This is a genomic window from Streptomyces sp. R-74717 (assembly GCF_047305335.1).
GTDB lineage: Bacteria > Actinomycetota > Actinomycetes > Streptomycetales > Streptomycetaceae > Streptomyces > Streptomyces atratus.
This window is the reverse complement of sequence record NZ_CP102361.1, coordinates 5,565,533-5,583,582: the sequence shown is the minus strand read 5'-3', so window position 1 is coordinate 5,583,582 and position 18,050 is coordinate 5,565,533. Positions and strand designations below refer to the sequence as shown.

Genomic DNA, 18,050 nt, shown 5'->3' with positions numbered 1-18,050 from the left:
TTGTGAACGCGTGCACAAAGATAGTGTCCGTTTTGTCCGGTCAAAGTGACCGGGGTCACGCACATTCGTCGCGCGATCCCGGAACCAAGGATCGCATCAGCCCGTTGCAGGCCCGAAGGGGGCAAAGCGGTACACACTCCTCACAACCACTCCCCCGAGAGCACTCAAAACGCCCACGATGGTAACCGCGTTTCCCTCACGAACGCAGTGCGTTGCGCAGCCTCACCGGGTCCACCTTCCAGAACGTGTGCTGTTCGTTATCAATCAGGACAACCGGGATCTGCTCCCAGTACTCCCGGTGCAGCTCCTCGTCCTGGGTGATGTCCTTCTCCTCCCAGGACGCACCGGTCTCCGCACAGACCTCCCGCACCACCGCCCTCGCGTCGTCACAGAGGTGACATCCGGGCTTCCCGACCAGGGTCACCACCCGGTCCGCGGGCTTCTTCTTCGTACGTCGCAGCAGTGCACTCATGCCTTCATTCTGCGCCGGAAGGAGACCATCCCTCCGAGCCGGAAGGGAGCCACTTCCACCCTTGATCCGAAACGCCCCGAATCACCCGTTTAACAAATCGGCAGCCGAGAGTTCACGGCACGGCATCCCAGCAGGTCGGGAAGGGCCGAACCGACTGACTATGCTCACGACATGGCCGCTCTTGGATGGCTCACACCCCGTAGGCGCCCCGCAACAGCACGGAGCGTGCTGGCAGGCGAGGCAGCAGCTGAGGCGGCGCGGAAGTCCTCCCTCCCCGACGATCAGTCCCCCGCCGCCGACCAGGACACCTCTGTCCTCACCACGACCGAGGAACCGCCCTTCCCCGTCGTCGGCGACGACCGGGCCGCCGCCTTCTTCGACCTGGACAACACCGTGATGCAGGGCGCGGCGATCTTCCACTTCGGCCGCGGCCTGTACAAGCGGAAGTTCTTCCAGCGCCGCGAGCTGACCAGGTTCGCCTGGCAGCAGGCCTGGTTCAGGCTGGCCGGCGTCGAGGACCCGGAACACATGCAGGACGCCCGCGACAGCGCCCTGTCCATCGTCAAGGGCCACCGTGTCTCCGAGCTGATGTCCATCGGCGAAGAGATCTACGACGAGTACATGGCCGACCGCATCTGGCCCGGCACCCGCGCACTCGCCCAGGCCCACCTCGACGCCGGACAGCGGGTCTGGCTGGTCACCGCCGCCCCGGTGGAGACCGCCACGATCATCGCCCGCCGCCTCGGCCTGACCGGCGCACTCGGCACGGTCGCCGAATCCGTCGACGGCGTCTACACCGGCCGTCTGGTCGGCGAGCCGCTGCACGGCCCCGCGAAGGCCGAGGCGGTCCGCGCCCTGGCGGCGGTCGAGGGTCTGGACCTCGACCGCTGTGCGGCGTACAGCGATTCGCACAACGACATCCCGATGCTGTCCCTGGTCGGACACCCGTACGCGATCAACCCGGACGCCAAGCTCCGCAAGCACGCCCGCGCGCTCGACTGGCGGCTGCGGGACTACCGGACGGGCCGCAAGGCGGCCAAGGTCGGCATCCCGGCCGCGGCCGGCGTGGGCGCCCTCGCAGGTGGCACCGCGGCCGCCGTCGCCCTGCACCGCCGCCGCCGCTGACGCACACCCGTTCGCGCCCCCGCCCGATCCCGCCGGGGGCCGCCGAGCCACGCCCGGACGCCTGCCGCCAATCGGGACCCCTTACCCACCGACCGCTCCCGCCAGTCGGATTGCTCGCACCCGACCACAACCCGTCGCGCCCGCAGGCAGATCGCGAAGTAATCCGATCAATAACCGGTCACGATGTGCTACTTGATGCATCGATTAGTCGCTACAGAAACGACGTAATCGGTGATTTGAGCAACTGGGTGTAGCACTGCCTGTACGAAGCGTTATTCTCCTCAGACGCATTCCGGAACCCACCACTCACTACGACGAGTGACGGTTTCGCACTGAACGTGATGGAAGCTCTGCCTCTGGGAGTCCCGTGTACCCACACGTCGGGGTTGACGCCTCGGGCCTGGCTACGCTGCGCGCAACGGTCGCCAACCGCTTGCGCGGCTTCGTCCCCACCGCGTACGCCGTACCCGCATTTGCCACCCCTGCACCTGTCGGCCCTTGCTACGCCCTGGCCGAACGCGGTGCGGCGGTCGGAAGACGCAGCAACCGCGGCGCAACTACTACGTCCACCGTTCGTCGGCCCACCGCCGACAGCGACAGCGCGCGCATGATGGATCTCGTCGAGCGCGCACAGGCCGGCGAGGCTGACGCCTTCGGCCGCCTCTACGACCAGTACAGCGACACCGTCTATCGCTACATCTACTACCGCGTGGGCGGCAAGGCGACGGCGGAGGACCTCACGAGTGAGACCTTCCTGCGCGCCCTGCGCCGCATCTCCACATTCACCTGGCAGGGCCGCGACTTCGGTGCCTGGCTGGTCACGATCGCCCGCAACCTGGTCGCCGACCACTTCAAGTCCAGCCGTTTCCGGCTGGAGGTGACAACCGGCGAAATGCTCGATGCCAACGAGGTCGAACGCAGCCCGGAGGACTCCGTCCTGGAGTCCCTCTCCAACGCCGCACTGCTGCAGGCCGTGCGGCGGCTCAACCCCCAGCAGCAGGAGTGCGTGACCCTGCGCTTCCTGCAGGGCCTCTCGGTCGCCGAGACCGCCCGGGTCATGGGCAAGAACGAGGGCGCGATCAAGACCCTCCAGTACCGCGCCGTCCGCACCCTGGCCCGGCTCCTTCCGGACGATGCCCGCTGACCCCACTCCCGACCGAATCACTCTCGGCAATATGTTCGTCACTCACTGGTCCGATCATCCTTCGTGCGTAACCCAAGTGCCGCGCCCCTCGTTGTGCCGGTTGCAGGCCCCCTGTCGTCACCCCATGTCCGCCGACACTCACTCTTTCGTGTGGAAGCGCTCAAGGTGTGCAACCATCCGGACCCCCAGGGGAGTCGACCGTCATGACGAGAGGAGGTGCCGCCAGTGATCGCAAACGTTTCGGCACACCGGCGGGCGAACGCCTTCGCCCAGGCCCTGGAGGAGCAGTCGCTCCGCGGTGCGGCGGCCGTACAGCCCGAGGAACCGGCCGAACCGGCCGACCACGGAACGCTGTTGGCCCTGGCGAACGGCCTCGGTGAGCTACCGCGGCCGGAGTTGGATCCCGAAGTCAAAGTGGTGCAGCGAGCCCAGCTCGTCGCCGCCATGGAGGCCATGTTCGCCGAGGGCGATGCGTCCGCGGGCCCTACGGTGCCCGAGCAACGGACCAAGGGGGCCCACCGGGCCTCCCCGCTCCGGAAATTGCGTCCGCGCTCACGCTGGACGAAGGGCCTGGCGGCCGGCGGACTCACCGTCGGTGTGGCGGCAGGAGCCTTCGGCGGAGTGGCCGCTGCCAGTTCCGACGCCCTGCCGGGTGATTCGCTGTACGGGCTCAAGCGCGGCATGGAGGACATCCACCTCGGCATGGCCAGCGGCGATGCCGACCGCGGCGAGGTCTACCTCGACCAGGCATCGACCCGGCTCAGCGAAGCCCGCCGGCTGATGGAGCGCGCCCGCTCCGGCGATCTGGACCACGAACAGCTCGGCGAGGTCAGGCGCACGCTCAACGGCATGACGCACGACGCCACCGAGGGCCACCGTCTACTCCACTCCGCCTACCAGCGGGACGGCGCCATCGGCCCGATCCAGACCTTGGAGTCCTTCTCCCGCTCGCACCGCGACAGCTGGAGCAGCCTGCGCGACCGGCTGCCCGTACAGCTGGCCGATGTCGGCGACCAGGTCAGCTCGGTCTTCGACGCCATAGACGATGAGGTCGAACCGCTGCAGTCGCTCCTGCCCCGCACCCCGGACAGGAGCGGCGGTTCCCAGCAGTCGGACGAAACGGAGCAGGGCACGGGACCGTCCCATACGGACCAGTCCTCGCCCTCGTCACCGGAGGCCTCACAGGGCCGTACGGGCGACAGCGCCTCGCCCCAACCGTCCGACTCCGGCAGCACCCCGTCCGACGGCCTGATCATCGGCGGCACGGACGGCCTCCTCGGTACCCCGCCCCCGGGCACCACCCCGTCCACCGACGGCCGGACGAGCCCCCCGCCCACCCCGGACGTAACGCTGCCCCCGCTCCTCCCCGGCCTGCTCCCTGGCCTGGGAATCAACGGCGAGGACCTGAACGACTAGCGCAACCCTCGATCGTCGGACGGGCATTCAGCACTAGCGAGCCCGTCCGGCGACTGAGGACATGGCGCCCACCGGACGCCCCCGGCACTCCTCGCGCGCACCCTCAGAAGAACACCGACCTCCGCTGCACCAACAACTTGTACAGCGTGTGCTGAATCTGCTCCCGCACCTGATCCGTCAGATTGAACATCAGCATCGGGTCCTCCGCCGCCTCCACCGGATACCCACTCGTGGAGATCGGCTCCCCGAACTGGATCGTCCACTTCGTCGGCAACGGCACCGCCCCGAGCGGCCCCAGCCAGGGAAACGTCGGCGTGATCGGGAAATACGGAAACCCCAGCAGCCGCGCCAACGTCTTCGAGTTGCCGATCATCGGGTAGATCTCCTCCGCCCCCACGATCGAGCACGGAACGATCGGCACCCCGGCCCGCAACGCCGTGGAGACAAAGCCGCCCCGCCCGAAGCGCTGCAGCTTGTACCGCTCGCCGAACGGCTTGCCGATGCCCTTGAAGCCTTCCGGCATCACCCCGACGACCTCGCCCCGCCGCAGCAGCCGCTCCGCGTCCTCCGCACAGGCCAGCGTGTGCCCGGCCTTACGGGCAAGCTCGTTGACCACCGGCAGCATGAAGACGAGATCGGCTGCGAGCAGGCGCAGATGCCGTCCCGCCGGATGGTTGTCGTGCACGGCGACCTGGAGCATCAGCCCGTCGAGCGGCAGCGTCCCCGAGTGGTTGGACACGATGAGCGCCCCACCATCGGACGGGATGTTCTCAATGCCCTTCACCTCGACCCGGAAGTACTTCTCGTACATCGGCCGCAGCATCGACATCAGGACCTGATCGGTCAGCTCCTTGTCGTACCCGAACTCGTCGACGTCGTACTCACCGGTGACCCGCCGCCGCAGGAACGCGAGCCCGCCGGCGATCCTCCGGTCCCAGCCACCGCGGGCCCCCTCCAGCGGCTGCCCGGCCTGCTGGGGCTCCTCCTGCGGCAGCGAGGCGTCCAGCTGCCCTGGAAGGGCACTGACGGCCGCAGTACCGACCACGGAGGCCGCCGAGGGCCCCTGGCCCCGACTGCCGCCCCCTGCGGACCGGCGTCGCGCAGAGCGCGGCGAGCCGCCCGACCGCGAACGGTCGTCGTCGAACGGAATGACCTTGGCATCCGCCATCGTCGGTGCGCTCCTCTACCTGGCGCTGGGGGTCGGGTGTGTGTCGCCCGCCCCGGTGATCCCCGGAACATCGCCGGCCGCCCCGCCGAACGGCATGGCGGCCAGTCGGTCGACCGCCCTGCCCACCGCCTCCGGCGGCAGCAGTCCTGGCCCCTGGCTGCGCGCGAACTCCGCGAACGTCTCCGCGGTACTGAACTGCGGGTGGAAACCCAGGGTCTCGCGCATCTGAACGGTGGAGACCACCCGGCCGTGGGTGAGCAGCCGGATCTGCTCCGGCGAGAAGTCCGTCATGCCGACCGTACGCAGCGCCTGGCCGACCCAGGTGACAGCGGGCAGCAGCAGCGGCATCGTCGGCCGCCCCAGCCGCCGCGAGCACTGCGAGAGCAGCAGCACGCCGTCCCCGGCAATGTTGAAGGTGCCGCTGTTCAGCGTCCCGCGCCTCGGCTCTCGCGAGGCGATTCCCAGTACGTCGACGACATCGTCCTCGTGCACGAACTGGAGCCTCGGGTCGTATCCGAACACCGTCGGCAGCACGGGCAGCGACAGATAGTCGGCGAGCGGCGAATCCGCCTCCGGCCCCAGGATGTTCGCGAACCTGAGCACGCACACGGCGACGTCCGGCCGGCGGCGCGCGAAGCCCCGTACGTACCCCTCGACCTCCACCACGTCCTTGGCGAAGCCCCCGCTCGGCAGGGACTTGGGCGGGGTGGTCTCGGTGAAGACCGCAGGATCGCGGGGCGCGGAGCCGTACACATTCGTACTGGATTTGATCACCAGCCGCCGCACACTCGGCGCCTTCTGGCAGGCACCGAGCAGCTGCATGGTGCCGATGACATTGGTCTCCTTGACCGCCGTGCGGCCACCCGTGCCGACCGTCTTTGCGGAGACGTCCAGATGGACGACCGTGTCGACGGAGTGCTCTGCGAGGACTCTGGCGATCGCGGGCTGGCGGATGTCCGCGCGGACGAAGTCGGCGTCGCCCAACTGGTGCCCGGGCGCGACCGCGTCCACGGCGATCACCCGGTCCACTTCCGGATCACGCTGGATGCGCCGCACGAAGCGGCCGCCCAGTTGCCGGGCCGCTCCCGTGACCAGCACGACCTTCCCCAAGATCAGCGCCTTCCGTCGAAAGGTTTCCCCTGGCCGTCACCGTAGCGGGTGGATGTTGCCCTGTGATGACCGCACGGCGGCCTTCCACCAAGTCTTTGGCCCGAATGCGCGTACGTGCCGCCCCACAACGCACCGCAGCCCTCCCGCCATGTCGGCGGGAGGGCTGCGGATTCACGAACTGCGTTCGCCTACTTCTTGTTGCGACGCTGAACGCGCGTGCGCTTGAGCAGCTTGCGGTGCTTCTTCTTGGCCATCCGCTTGCGCCGCTTCTTGATAACAGAGCCCACGACTACCCTCGCTCACTTCTTCTTCACTGGTGCGGGGCGTCTGGGCCCACACGACCTACGTCGGCCTAGCCTACCCGCCACCGCGTGAGGGGCGTAATCCGAGGTGAACCTCAGGCGGACTCCACCCCCACAAAGGACTCGCGGAGATACTCGTGAACCGCTTGCTCCGGAACCCGGAAGGACCTTCCCACCCGGATCGCCGGCAGATGACCGCTGTGCACCAAGCGGTACACAGTCATCTTCGACACCCTCATGACCGAGGCGACTTCCGCCACAGTCAGAAACTTGACCTCGTTGAGAGGCCTCTCGCTGCCAGCAGCCATGACCCACCTGTACCTTCCGCACGAGACGCGCACCGGCTTCCCCTCCGGTGACTCTTCGTCGTTGTGCGCTCACTCCCCAGATTAGGGGCGCGTGATGCGAGTGGGGAAGAGGAGAGACGATCGGCCGCCTACTGTGACAGACACGCCCGATTGAGTACATAGCGAGTGAGCGGCCGATAGTAGGCGGACCGCACGGCATCGTCGAGCGGAACGGCGACCGACACCCGCCCCTCGGCCTCCCCGACGAACAGCGCCGGATCGTCCGTATCCGCAAGCCCGATCGCCTCGATGCCCAGCTGACCTGCCCCGCAGACCCATCCGTGGTCCCCTACGACCAGCTCCGGCAGCCGCCCGCAACCTTCCGCGACCGCCTCCAGAGCTACCCGGACCGGCAACGGCGAATGGGTGTGTGCGCCGGTGTCACCACCGGGAGCCCGCACGCCGGGTTCGCGCACCATCGCAACACCTCGTACGTAGTCGAGGCTGTACGTGCGTACGCCGAACCGGGCCGTTATGTCGATACATCTCCCCTGCGCGGGGGTGAGTACGGGGCACCCGGCCGCCGACATGGCGTCTGCCAGATCTGCGTAGAAGCCGAGCAGCCGGTGCGGATGACCGGTTCCGAACAGCACCGGCGCCCGCCGAACCGCGGCATACGACAGCCGCACGGCAAAGGCATCCAGACCTGCCAGGGTCCGCTCCGGATCGATCACATCAGGGCCCGATACATGAGCGGGATCATCCGAAACCCCGCACTTGTCAGCCATGAGACGAAGAAGATCGGGCTCTTTCCAGCCCCGTTCGGGGTCGAGGCCGAGCATCACCCGCGGGTCGCGGGCCGCGAAGAGCCGATAGCTCCGCAGACTCACTTCCCTCGATGTGGCCACAGGCCCGGCCAGCCGGGCCGCCAGCAGATGCGCACGCAGCGCTCCGGTGCTCAACACCCCACCGATGCTCCCCGAATCACCCGGACGGGGGGCCAGAAGCCCGGTCACACCCCACAGTTGGCGTAACCATTCCTCACCACCGCACGGAAACGGCCACACCGCGACCGCCCCGCCCACCTCAGGTCAGCAGCCCCCGCAACGGGAACGCCGCCCGCCTGGTCGCCAGCACCGCCTGATCGAGCCGGTCCGCAGGGTCGTACCCCTCCTCCCACGACTTCCAGGAAGGAGTACGCCCGTCCGTCATCCGGGCCGGCCCCAGCTGCCGCGTCCGGGCATAGACCTCGTCCCGCCACGAGGACGGAATCACCGACTCCGGGTCCACCGGCGCATGCGCGGCGATCCCCACCAGATGCGTCCAGGACCGCGGCACCACATCGACCACCGCATACCCGCCCCCGCCGAGCGCCACCCAGCGCCCGCCCTCCGCGTACTCATGGGCGAGATCGTGACAGGCCGCCATCACCACCCGCTGCGCGTCCAGCGACACCGCGAAATGGGCGAGGGGATCCTCGAAATGCGTATCGGCCCCGTGCTGACTCACCAGCACCTGCGGCCGGAAGTCCGCCAGCAGCTCCGGCACCACAGCGTGGAACGCCCGCAGCCACCCCGCGTCCCCCGTACCGGCCGGCAGCGCCACATTCACCGCACTGCCCTCACCCACCCCGGAGCCGGTCTCCTCCGGCCAGCCGGTCTGCGGGAAGAGCGTGCGCGGGTGCTCGTGCAACGACACGGTCAGGACCCGCGGATCCTCCCAGAAGGCCGCCTGCACCCCATCCCCGTGGTGCACATCCACATCGATGTACGCGACCCGCTCGGCACCCAGCTCCAGCAGCCGCGCGATGGCGAGCGCCGGATCGTTGTAGATGCAGAACCCCGCCGCACCGCCCGGCATGGCGTGGTGCAGCCCGCCCGCGAAGTTCACGGCATGCGCGGTGTCACCCCGCCACACCGCCTCGGCTGCCCCCACCGACTGCCCGGCAATCAGCGCCGACACCTCATGCATCCCCGCAAACGCGGGATCGTCCACCGTTCCGAGACCGTAGTTCTGGTCGGCGTGCTTCGGATCCGCCGAGGCGGCGCGTACGGCGGCCACATAGTCCTCGCGGTGCACGAGCCGCAGCGTGGACTCCCCGGCGGGCTTGGCCGCCACCACATCCACCGCACCGTCCAGCCCGAACGCCCGCACCAGCCCCATCGTCAGGGCGAGTCTGACAGGGTCCATCGGATGGCTTTCCCCGAAGTCGTATCCCGTTACTGCGTCATCCCACATCAACTGTGTGCGGCCGCTCATGCCCGCCACCGTATCGGGCAGGCTCCGCGCCGAACGACTTGGCGTACACGAGCGTCGCGAGCACCAACACCATCGGCACGAGCATCGCCCCCCGATAGCTCCAGGCGTCCCCGAGCGCCCCCACCAGCGGCGACCCCACCAGGAATCCCACGTAGTTGAAAACATTCAGCCGTGCGACAGCCGTATCACTCGCCCCGGGGAACATCCGCCCGGCAGCGGCGAACGTCTGCGGCACGATCACGCACAGCCCGAGTCCCAGCAGGGTGAACCCGAGCATCCCGACCCACGCCCCACCGGCCACCGCCACCACACCGAACCCGGCAGCAGCCAGCACACTCCCGAACCGCACCACGGACACAGCCCCGAACCGCCGCACCCCGAAGTCCCCGACAGCCCGCCCCAGCAGCGTCGTCACCATGTAGACGTTGTACGGAACGGTCGACAGCTGCTCCGAGCTCCCCAGCACGTCCTGCAGATACTTGGCGCTCCAGTTGGACACCGTCGAGTCCCCGATATAGGCGAAACTCATCACCAGACAGAGCGGCATCAGCAACTTGAAGGAGACCGAGGCGGCCCCCTTTCCCTGCGCCTCTCCCGGGCCCTTCTCCACCGACGCGCCGTCGACATACCACCGGCTCCCGATGAACGCGACGGGCAGCAGCACAACAACCGCCGGCAGGTACGAGACCAGCAGCGAGAGATCCCAGTGCGCGCCGGCCCACGCCGTGGACGCCCCGGCGATCCCGCCCAGGCTGTACGCGGCATGGAACCCGAGCATGATGGAACGCCCGTACGCCCGCTGAAGACTGACCCCCATCATGTTCATGGAGGCATCGAGCGCCCCGACGGCGAGCCCGAACACACCGAGTGCCAGGGCCGCCTCCCACAACGCGTTCCCGGCCCCGACACCGAGCAGCGCAAGCAGCACAACGGGCTGCGCCCACCTCAGTACGCCCCCGGGCCGCACCCGCGCGACCACCTTCTCGGTGACCACGCTGCCCACCCCGGCCAGGATCGGCACCGCGGCCAGGAACAACGGCAACAGCCCGTCGGATATCCCGTACCGGTCCTGGATGGCGGGAATCCGCGTCACGAGCAGAGCAAAGGTGACTCCCTGTACGAAGAAGCTCAACGCGAGGGAGGCCCTGCCGTGCCGCAAACGAGCATCTGTCATGGCCGCGAGCGTAGGGCCAGTCTCTACCCATGGGTAGATGGATCAGGCGAGCATTTCCCGCAGTTGACTCATGTCGGAGAAGTGCCCGGTCACCCCGGCGAGCCGGTCCGCCGGCATCATCGACGTAAACCCGTACACATCCATCCCCGCGGCCCTGGCCGCCTCCACTCCGAGCGGGCTGTCCTCGATGACGACACACCGCTCGGGAGGTACGCCCATCCGCTCGGCGGCGTGGAGGAACAGATCGGGCGACGGCTTTCCGTGCGCCACATCCTCCGCACTGAAGATCCACTCCTCCTCGAACCACTGGTCGAGCCCGGTCTTGCGATGCCCGACCCTGATCCGCTCATGGTTGCTGGAGGACGCGACGCAGTAGGCGACCCCGTCGGCGACAAGCTTCCCCAGCACATCGTCGACACCCGCCACCGGCTCCAGCTCCTGCTGGAACGCAGCGAAGACCCGCGAGTGAAGCGTCTCGTCGAAGTCCGCGGGCAGCTTATCCCCGGTCCTCTCCTCGACGAGATCGTGCACCCGGTGCACGGCAGCCCCCATGTAGTCGCGAAGACACTCCTGGTACGAGGTGGGGTGACCGAGCTCCGTGAGGTACTCGGCCAGGATGGTGTTGGAGATCGGCTCGCTGTCCACGAGCACACCGTCGTTGTCGAAGATGACCAGTTCGTAGCGCATGGTTCGAGCCTAGACGCTCAGAACGCAGAAAAGCCCCGTGCCACAAGGGCACGGGGCTTTCCCGTAAAAGGAGTTCGGCGGCGTCCTACTCTCCCACAGGGTCCCCCCTGCAGTACCATCGGCGCTGAAAGGCTTAGCTTCCGGGTTCGGAATGTAACCGGGCGTTTCCCTAACGCAATGACCACCGAAACACTATGAAATTAACCAACACCGGAACACAACACGGCCGTTCGTTATTTCAGAACAAACACAGTGGACGCGAGCAACTGAGGACAAGCCCTCGGCCTATTAGTACCAGTCAGCTCCACCCGTTACCGGGCTTCCACATCTGGCCTATCAACCCAGTCGTCTACTGGGAGCCTTAACCAATCAAGTTGGTGGGAATACTCATCTCGAAGCAGGCTTCCCGCTTAGATGCTTTCAGCGGTTATCCTTTCCGAACGTAGCCAACCAGCCATGCCCTTGGCAGGACAACTGGCACACCAGAGGTTCGTCCGTCCCGGTCCTCTCGTACTAGGGACAGCCCTTCTCAATATTCCTACGCGCACAGCGGATAGGGACCGAACTGTCTCACGACGTTCTAAACCCAGCTCGCGTACCGCTTTAATGGGCGAACAGCCCAACCCTTGGGACCGACTCCAGCCCCAGGATGCGACGAGCCGACATCGAGGTGCCAAACCATCCCGTCGATATGGACTCTTGGGGAAGATCAGCCTGTTATCCCCGGGGTACCTTTTATCCGTTGAGCGACAGCGCTTCCACAAGCCACTGCCGGATCACTAGTCCCGACTTTCGTCCCTGCTCGACCCGTCGGTCTCACAGTCAAGCTCCCTTGTGCACTTACACTCAACACCTGATTGCCAACCAGGCTGAGGGAACCTTTGGGCGCCTCCGTTACTCTTTAGGAGGCAACCGCCCCAGTTAAACTACCCATCAGACACTGTCCCTGATCCGGATCACGGACCCAGGTTAGACATCCAGCACGACCAGAGTGGTATTTCAACGGCGACTCCACAACCACTGGCGTGGCTGCTTCAAAGTCTCCCACCTATCCTACACAAGCCGAACCGAACACCAATATCAAACTGTAGTAAAGGTCCCGGGGTCTTTCCGTCCTGCTGCGCGAAACGAGCATCTTTACTCGTAGTGCAATTTCACCGGGCCTATGGTTGAGACAGTCGAGAAGTCGTTACGCCATTCGTGCAGGTCGGAACTTACCCGACAAGGAATTTCGCTACCTTAGGATGGTTATAGTTACCACCGCCGTTTACTGGCGCTTAAGTTCTCAGCTTCGCCGACCCGAAAGTCAGCTAACCGGTCCCCTTAACGTTCCAGCACCGGGCAGGCGTCAGTCCGTATACATCGCCTTACGGCTTCGCACGGACCTGTGTTTTTAGTAAACAGTCGCTTCTCGCTGGTCTCTGCGGCCACCCCCAGCTCACCGAGCAAATCGGATCACCAGTGATGGCCCCCCTTCTCCCGAAGTTACGGGGGCATTTTGCCGAGTTCCTTAACCATAGTTCACCCGAACGCCTCGGTATTCTCTACCTGACCACCTGAGTCGGTTTAGGGTACGGGCCGCCATGAAACTCGCTAGAGGCTTTTCTCGACAGCATAGGATCATCCACTTCACCACAATCGGCTCGGCATCAGGTCTCAGCCTTAACGTGTGACGGATTTACCTACCACACGGCCTACACCCTTACCCCGGGACTACCACCGCCCGGGCTGGACTACCTTCCTGCGTCACCCCATCGCTTACCTAGTACAAGTCTGGTTCGTCGGCTCCACCACTACCCTCAACTCCGAAGAGATCGGGCCGGCTTCACGGACTTAGCATCGCCTGATTCAGTATTGGGCGTTTCAAAGCGGGTACCGGAATATCAACCGGTTGTCCATCGACTACGCCTGTCGGCCTCGCCTTAGGTCCCGACTTACCCTGGGCAGATCAGCTTGACCCAGGAACCCTTAGTCAATCGGCGCACACGTTTCTCACGTGTGTATCGCTACTCATGCCTGCATTCTCACTCGTGAACCGTCCACAACTCGCTTCCGCGGCTGCTTCACCCGGCACACGACGCTCCCCTACCCATCCACACAGGCGTTAGCCCTTAACGTATGAATGACACGACTTCGGCGGTACGCTTGAGCCCCGCTACATTGTCGGCGCGGAATCACTTGACCAGTGAGCTATTACGCACTCTTTCAAGGGTGGCTGCTTCTAAGCCAACCTCCTGGTTGTCTCTGCGACTCCACATCCTTTCCCACTTAGCGTACGCTTAGGGGCCTTAGTCGATGCTCTGGGCTGTTTCCCTCTCGACCATGGAGCTTATCCCCCACAGTCTCACTGCCGCGCTCTCACTTACCGGCATTCGGAGTTTGGCTAAGGTCAGTAACCCGGTAGGGCCCATCGCCTATCCAGTGCTCTACCTCCGGCAAGAAACACACGACGCTGCACCTAAATGCATTTCGGGGAGAACCAGCTATCACGGAGTTTGATTGGCCTTTCACCCCTAACCACAGGTCATCCCCCAGGTTTTCAACCCTGGTGGGTTCGGTCCTCCACGAAGTCTTACCTCCGCTTCAACCTGCCCATGGCTAGATCACTCCGCTTCGGGTCTTGAGCGTGCTACTGAAACGCCCTATTCGGACTCGCTTTCGCTACGGCTTCCCCACACGGGTTAACCTCGCAACACACCGCAAACTCGCAGGCTCATTCTTCAAAAGGCACGCAGTCACGACTGCATGTGCAAGCACATACAGCGACGCTCCCACGGCTTGTAGGCACACGGTTTCAGGTACTATTTCACTCCGCTCCCGCGGTACTTTTCACCATTCCCTCACGGTACTATCCGCTATCGGTCACCAGGGAATATTTAGGCTTAGCGGGTGGTCCCGCCAGATTCACACGGGATTTCTCGGGCCCCGTGCTACTTGGGTGTCTCTTAAACGAGCCGTCAATGTTTCAGCTACGGGGGTCTTACCCTCTACGCCGGACCTTTCGCATGTCCTTCGCCTACATCAACGGTTTCTGACTCGTCTCACAGCCGGCAGACCGTGAAAAAGAGATCCCACAACCCCGCATGCGCAACCCCTGCCGGGTATCACACGCATACGGTTTGGCCTCATCCAGTTTCGCTCGCCACTACTCCCGGAATCACGGTTGTTTTCTCTTCCTGAGGGTACTGAGATGTTTCACTTCCCCTCGTTCCCTCCACACTGCCTATGTGTTCAGCAGCGGGTGACAGCCCATGACGACTGCCGGGTTTCCCCATTCGGACACCCCCGGATCAAAGCTCGGTTGACAGCTCCCCGGGGCCTATCGTGGCCTCCCACGTCCTTCATCGGTTCCTGGTGCCAAGGCATCCACCGTGCGCCCTTAAAAACTTGGCCACAGATGCTCGCGTCCACTGTGCAGTTCTCAAACAACGACCAGCCACCCATCACCCCACCCCGAAGGACGAGTTCACTGGGACCGGCAACTGAAGGCGACCATGACGGCCGTACCCTCAGACACCCAACAACGTGCCCGACACAACCGATCCCTTCCCACGTTCCACGCCGAAGCAGTACTAGTGAAAAACAACCTGTCGTGCCGAATAGTCAACGTTCCACCCATGAGCAACCACCGCCGGACATTTGCCGACGTAGTGGCCTCTGACCAAGCAAGCTTGGTAAGAAGTGCTCCTTAGAAAGGAGGTGATCCAGCCGCACCTTCCGGTACGGCTACCTTGTTACGACTTCGTCCCAATCGCCAGTCCCACCTTCGACAGCTCCCTCCCACAAGGGGTTGGGCCACCGGCTTCGGGTGTTACCGACTTTCGTGACGTGACGGGCGGTGTGTACAAGGCCCGGGAACGTATTCACCGCAGCAATGCTGATCTGCGATTACTAGCAACTCCGACTTCATGGGGTCGAGTTGCAGACCCCAATCCGAACTGAGACCGGCTTTTTGAGATTCGCTCCGCCTCGCGGCATCGCAGCTCATTGTACCGGCCATTGTAGCACGTGTGCAGCCCAAGACATAAGGGGCATGATGACTTGACGTCGTCCCCACCTTCCTCCGAGTTGACCCCGGCAGTCTCCTGTGAGTCCCCATCACCCCGAAGGGCATGCTGGCAACACAGAACAAGGGTTGCGCTCGTTGCGGGACTTAACCCAACATCTCACGACACGAGCTGACGACAGCCATGCACCACCTGTACACCGACCACAAGGGGGGCACCATCTCTGATGCTTTCCGGTGTATGTCAAGCCTTGGTAAGGTTCTTCGCGTTGCGTCGAATTAAGCCACATGCTCCGCTGCTTGTGCGGGCCCCCGTCAATTCCTTTGAGTTTTAGCCTTGCGGCCGTACTCCCCAGGCGGGGAACTTAATGCGTTAGCTGCGGCACCGACGACGTGGAATGTCGCCAACACCTAGTTCCCAACGTTTACGGCGTGGACTACCAGGGTATCTAATCCTGTTCGCTCCCCACGCTTTCGCTCCTCAGCGTCAGTAATGGCCCAGAGATCCGCCTTCGCCACCGGTGTTCCTCCTGATATCTGCGCATTTCACCGCTACACCAGGAATTCCGATCTCCCCTACCACACTCTAGCCTGCCCGTATCGACTGCAGACCCGGGGTTAAGCCCCGGGCTTTCACAACCGACGCAACAAGCCGCCTACGAGCTCTTTACGCCCAATAATTCCGGACAACGCTTGCGCCCTACGTATTACCGCGGCTGCTGGCACGTAGTTAGCCGGCGCTTCTTCTGCAGGTACCGTCACTCTCGCTTCTTCCCTGCTGAAAGAGGTTTACAACCCGAAGGCCGTCATCCCTCACGCGGCGTCGCTGCATCAGGCTTTCGCCCATTGTGCAATATTCCCCACTGCTGCCTCCCGTAGGAGTCTGGGCCGTGTCTCAGTCCCAGTGTGGCCGGTCGCCCTCTCAGGCCGGCTACCCGTCGTCGCCTTGGTAGGCCATCACCCCACCAACAAGCTGATAGGCCGCGGGCTCATCCTTCACCGCCGGAGCTTTCAACCCCGTCCCATGCGGGACAGAGTGTTATCCGGTATTAGACCCCGTTTCCAGGGCTTGTCCCAGAGTGAAGGGCAGATTGCCCACGTGTTACTCACCCGTTCGCCACTAATCCACCCCGAAGGGCTTCATCGTTCGACTTGCATGTGTTAAGCACGCCGCCAGCGTTCGTCCTGAGCCAGGATCAAACTCTCCGTGAATGTTTTCCCGTAATCGGGACACACATCACGAGAGCGGAACGATCAGCCGGAATAAGACCGATCGTTCACAGCGTCCTCGCTGTGTAAATTGCCCACCGGAACCATGAGGCCCGGCAGGACTTTCAAAGGAACCACCAACCTGCCGAAGCAGGCCGGGGTATCAACATATCTGGCGTTGACTTTTGGCACGCTGTTGAGTTCTCAAGGAACGGACGCTTCCTTTGTACTCACCCTCACGGGCTTTCCTCCGGGCTTTTCCCTTCGATCTTGCGTTTCCGACTCTATCAGACTCTTTCGTGTCCGATTCCCGGTCGAAGCGGGGCCGCTTTCCAGTTCTTCGCTTTCGCGTTTCCCTTTCCGGCGAGTCCGACTCTATCAGATCCTTTCGGGCCTGATTCCCAGTCAGCGGGGTTTGTCTTCCCGGCTGTTGGGCCGTTCCGACGAGTGAGACTTTAGCGAATCCTGGGCCTCGACGCTAATCGGGGTCGCGCTCCTTCGAACGCGGACTCTTCATTTCGCAAATACGCACAGAAAGTCTGGCGACAGATGTCGCTGACCAGATGTGGTTACTGCGGAATGGCTGCCCGGGGACCGATCGGAGTCGGCGCTCACGTCGGGCAACCCGGAGAACATTACGGATGTGGGCGTGTCGTGTCAACCTCGGGCCTGCCCGGTTTCTGATGGAAGGCCAGGCGGTAGTCGCGGGGGCTGGTGGAGACGTGGGCGGCGAAGTGCTGGCGCATGGTGACCTCGCTGCCGAAGCCGGTGCGGCGGGCGACCTCGGGGAGGGGCAGGTCCGTCTGCTCCAGGAGCTTCTGGGCTGCGGCCACGCGTTGGATGATCAGCCACCGGAGCGGGGTCGTGCCGGTGGTGGCCTGGAAGTGGCGGGCGAAGGAGCGGGGGGACATTCCGGCGTGCGCGGCGAGGTCGGCGACCGTGTGGGGTTCGGCCAGACGGGTCAGGGCGAAGGCCCGTACCGAGGCGAGGGTGTCGGCGTCGCGGTCGGTGTGGGGCGTGGGGTGCTCGATGAACTGGGCCTGGGTGCCGGTGCGGAAGGGGGCCGTGACCATCGAGCGGGCGATCGTCGCGGCCGTCTCCGCGCCGTGGGCCGTACGTACGAGATGGAGGCAGAGGTCGATGCCGGCCGCGGTGCCCGCTGACGTCCAGATGTTGTCGTCGTGGAGGAACAGGGCGTCCTGGACGACCGTCACGTGGGGGTGGCGGGTGCGCAGGAGGTCGGTGAGGTTCCAGTGGGTGACTGCCTGGCGGCCGTCGAGGAGGCCGGCCTGGGCGAGGGTGAAGGCTCCGCCGCAGAGGGCCGCGATGGGGGTGGCTCGGGCATGGGCACGACGCAGCGCTTCGAGGACCGGTTCAGGGGCCGGTGTCAGGTGGTCGTCGAGGCCTGGGACGACGATCAGGTCGGCACGGGTGAGCCAGGCGAGCGTGCGGTCGGGGGTGAGGGAGAGGCCGCCGCGCAGGGGGATGGGGGCCGGGTCCGCGGCGGCGCGGCGCAGGTCGAAGGGCGGGACGCCGCGGTCGGTGCGATCCACTCCCCAGACCTCCGTGACGACGGAGACGTCGAACGCACGGATGCCCGGGAAGGAGACGAGCGCTATGCGGGTGGGTGGGCGGCCAGTCGTGGGCATGGTGGCAGTAAAGCATCGATGGATGGCTTTTTGACCTCTGGG

13 protein-coding genes and 3 rRNA genes are annotated in these 18,050 nt (G+C 64.9%); 3 read left to right on the top strand and 13 right to left on the bottom strand.

Annotation, left to right across the window (positions count from 1 at the left end):
* Positions 1 to 196 precede the first annotated feature (196 nt).
* Complete coding sequence (locus NRF20_RS25550) at positions 197 to 472, bottom strand: glutaredoxin family protein (protein WP_266360576.1); 276 nt, start codon at positions 470 to 472, stop codon at positions 197 to 199.
* A 171-nt stretch (positions 473 to 643) separates the two neighbouring features.
* Here NRF20_RS25550 and NRF20_RS25545 point away from each other — a divergent pair, with 171 nt between their 5' ends.
* The 3 genes from NRF20_RS25545 (at position 644) to NRF20_RS25535 (ending at position 4,157) form a co-directional block, all read left to right on the top strand.
* Entirely contained in the window at positions 644 to 1,597 is a 954-nt protein-coding gene (locus NRF20_RS25545) for an HAD family hydrolase (RefSeq protein WP_398634268.1), read from the top strand.
* Positions 1,598 to 1,964: 367 nt separating this feature from the next.
* On the top strand, positions 1,965 to 2,741 hold the full coding sequence (locus NRF20_RS25540; protein ID WP_037697319.1) for an ECF subfamily RNA polymerase sigma factor, BldN family: 777 nt from the start codon (positions 1,965 to 1,967) through the stop codon (positions 2,739 to 2,741).
* Between the two features lie 225 nt (positions 2,742 to 2,966).
* Positions 2,967 to 4,157 carry a DUF5667 domain-containing protein gene (locus tag NRF20_RS25535; RefSeq protein ID WP_398634269.1) on the top strand — a complete coding sequence of 397 codons (1,191 nt, stop codon included), beginning with the start codon at positions 2,967 to 2,969 and terminating at the stop codon, positions 4,155 to 4,157.
* A 103-nt stretch (positions 4,158 to 4,260) separates the two neighbouring features.
* Here the strand turns inward: NRF20_RS25535 and NRF20_RS25530 are convergent, their stop codons facing one another.
* The 12 genes from NRF20_RS25530 to NRF20_RS25475 all read right to left on the bottom strand — a co-directional run bounded on the left by NRF20_RS25530 (position 4,261) and on the right by NRF20_RS25475 (position 18,008).
* Positions 4,261 to 5,325, bottom strand: coding sequence for a lysophospholipid acyltransferase family protein (locus NRF20_RS25530; protein WP_266360568.1), 1,065 nt, complete (start codon positions 5,323 to 5,325; stop codon positions 4,261 to 4,263).
* A gap of 15 nt (positions 5,326 to 5,340) precedes the next feature.
* Positions 5,341 to 6,435, bottom strand: coding sequence for an NAD-dependent epimerase/dehydratase family protein (locus NRF20_RS25525; RefSeq protein WP_398634270.1), 1,095 nt, complete (start codon positions 6,433 to 6,435; stop codon positions 5,341 to 5,343).
* A 188-nt stretch (positions 6,436 to 6,623) separates the two neighbouring features.
* Positions 6,624 to 6,722, bottom strand: coding sequence for a 30S ribosomal protein bS22 (locus NRF20_RS25520; protein ID WP_003948845.1), 99 nt, complete (start codon positions 6,720 to 6,722; stop codon positions 6,624 to 6,626).
* Positions 6,723 to 6,832: 110 nt separating this feature from the next.
* Positions 6,833 to 7,045, bottom strand: a complete 213-nt coding sequence (locus NRF20_RS25515) for a helix-turn-helix domain-containing protein (RefSeq protein WP_014046653.1) — start codon at positions 7,043 to 7,045, stop codon at positions 6,833 to 6,835.
* Between the two features lie 128 nt (positions 7,046 to 7,173).
* Positions 7,174 to 7,989, bottom strand: a complete 816-nt coding sequence (locus NRF20_RS25510; RefSeq protein ID WP_413753322.1) for a phosphatase — start codon at positions 7,987 to 7,989, stop codon at positions 7,174 to 7,176.
* 121 nt (positions 7,990 to 8,110) lie between these two features.
* A complete protein-coding gene (locus tag NRF20_RS25505; RefSeq protein ID WP_093898530.1) occupies positions 8,111 to 9,283 on the bottom strand; it encodes an acetoin utilization protein AcuC in 1,173 nt (390 codons plus the stop codon).
* A complete protein-coding gene (locus tag NRF20_RS25500; protein ID WP_413753321.1) occupies positions 9,252 to 10,457 on the bottom strand; it encodes an MFS transporter in 1,206 nt (401 codons plus the stop codon). Before NRF20_RS25500 ends, NRF20_RS25505 begins: the two co-directional genes overlap by 32 nt.
* A gap of 42 nt (positions 10,458 to 10,499) precedes the next feature.
* Entirely contained in the window at positions 10,500 to 11,144 is a 645-nt protein-coding gene (locus tag NRF20_RS25495; RefSeq protein ID WP_398634274.1) for an HAD family hydrolase, read from the bottom strand.
* A gap of 72 nt (positions 11,145 to 11,216) precedes the next feature.
* Positions 11,217 to 11,333 (bottom strand): 5S ribosomal RNA (gene rrf / locus NRF20_RS25490).
* Positions 11,334 to 11,412: 79 nt separating this feature from the next.
* A 23S ribosomal RNA gene (locus NRF20_RS25485) occupies positions 11,413 to 14,537 on the bottom strand.
* A 299-nt stretch (positions 14,538 to 14,836) separates the two neighbouring features.
* Positions 14,837 to 16,362, bottom strand: a 16S ribosomal RNA gene (locus tag NRF20_RS25480).
* The 16S, 23S and 5S rRNA genes sit together here, the layout of an rRNA operon.
* A 632-nt stretch (positions 16,363 to 16,994) precedes the next feature.
* A complete protein-coding gene (locus NRF20_RS25475) occupies positions 16,995 to 18,008 on the bottom strand; it encodes a GlxA family transcriptional regulator (protein ID WP_413753320.1) in 1,014 nt (337 codons plus the stop codon).
* Between the last annotated feature and the right edge of the window lie 42 nt (positions 18,009 to 18,050).

Coding starts and splice junctions, on each gene's coding strand:
- NRF20_RS25550 (WP_266360576.1), bottom strand. CDS start 472: ATGAGTGCACTGCTGCGACGTACGAAGAAGAAGCCCGCGGACCGGGTG.
- NRF20_RS25505 (WP_093898530.1), bottom strand. CDS start 9,283: ATGAGCGGCCGCACACAGTTGATGTGGGATGACGCAGTAACGGGATAC.
- NRF20_RS25515 (WP_014046653.1), bottom strand. CDS start 7,045: ATGGCTGCTGGCAGCGAGAGGCCTCTCAACGAGGTCAAGTTTCTGACT.
- NRF20_RS25530 (WP_266360568.1), bottom strand. CDS start 5,325: ATGGCGGATGCCAAGGTCATTCCGTTCGACGACGACCGTTCGCGGTCG.
- NRF20_RS25495 (WP_398634274.1), bottom strand. CDS start 11,144: ATGCGCTACGAACTGGTCATCTTCGACAACGACGGTGTGCTCGTGGAC.
- NRF20_RS25545 (WP_398634268.1), top strand. CDS start 644: ATGGCCGCTCTTGGATGGCTCACACCCCGTAGGCGCCCCGCAACAGCA.
- NRF20_RS25475 (WP_413753320.1), bottom strand. CDS start 18,008: ATGCCCACGACTGGCCGCCCACCCACCCGCATAGCGCTCGTCTCCTTC.
- NRF20_RS25500 (WP_413753321.1), bottom strand. CDS start 10,457: ATGACAGATGCTCGTTTGCGGCACGGCAGGGCCTCCCTCGCGTTGAGC.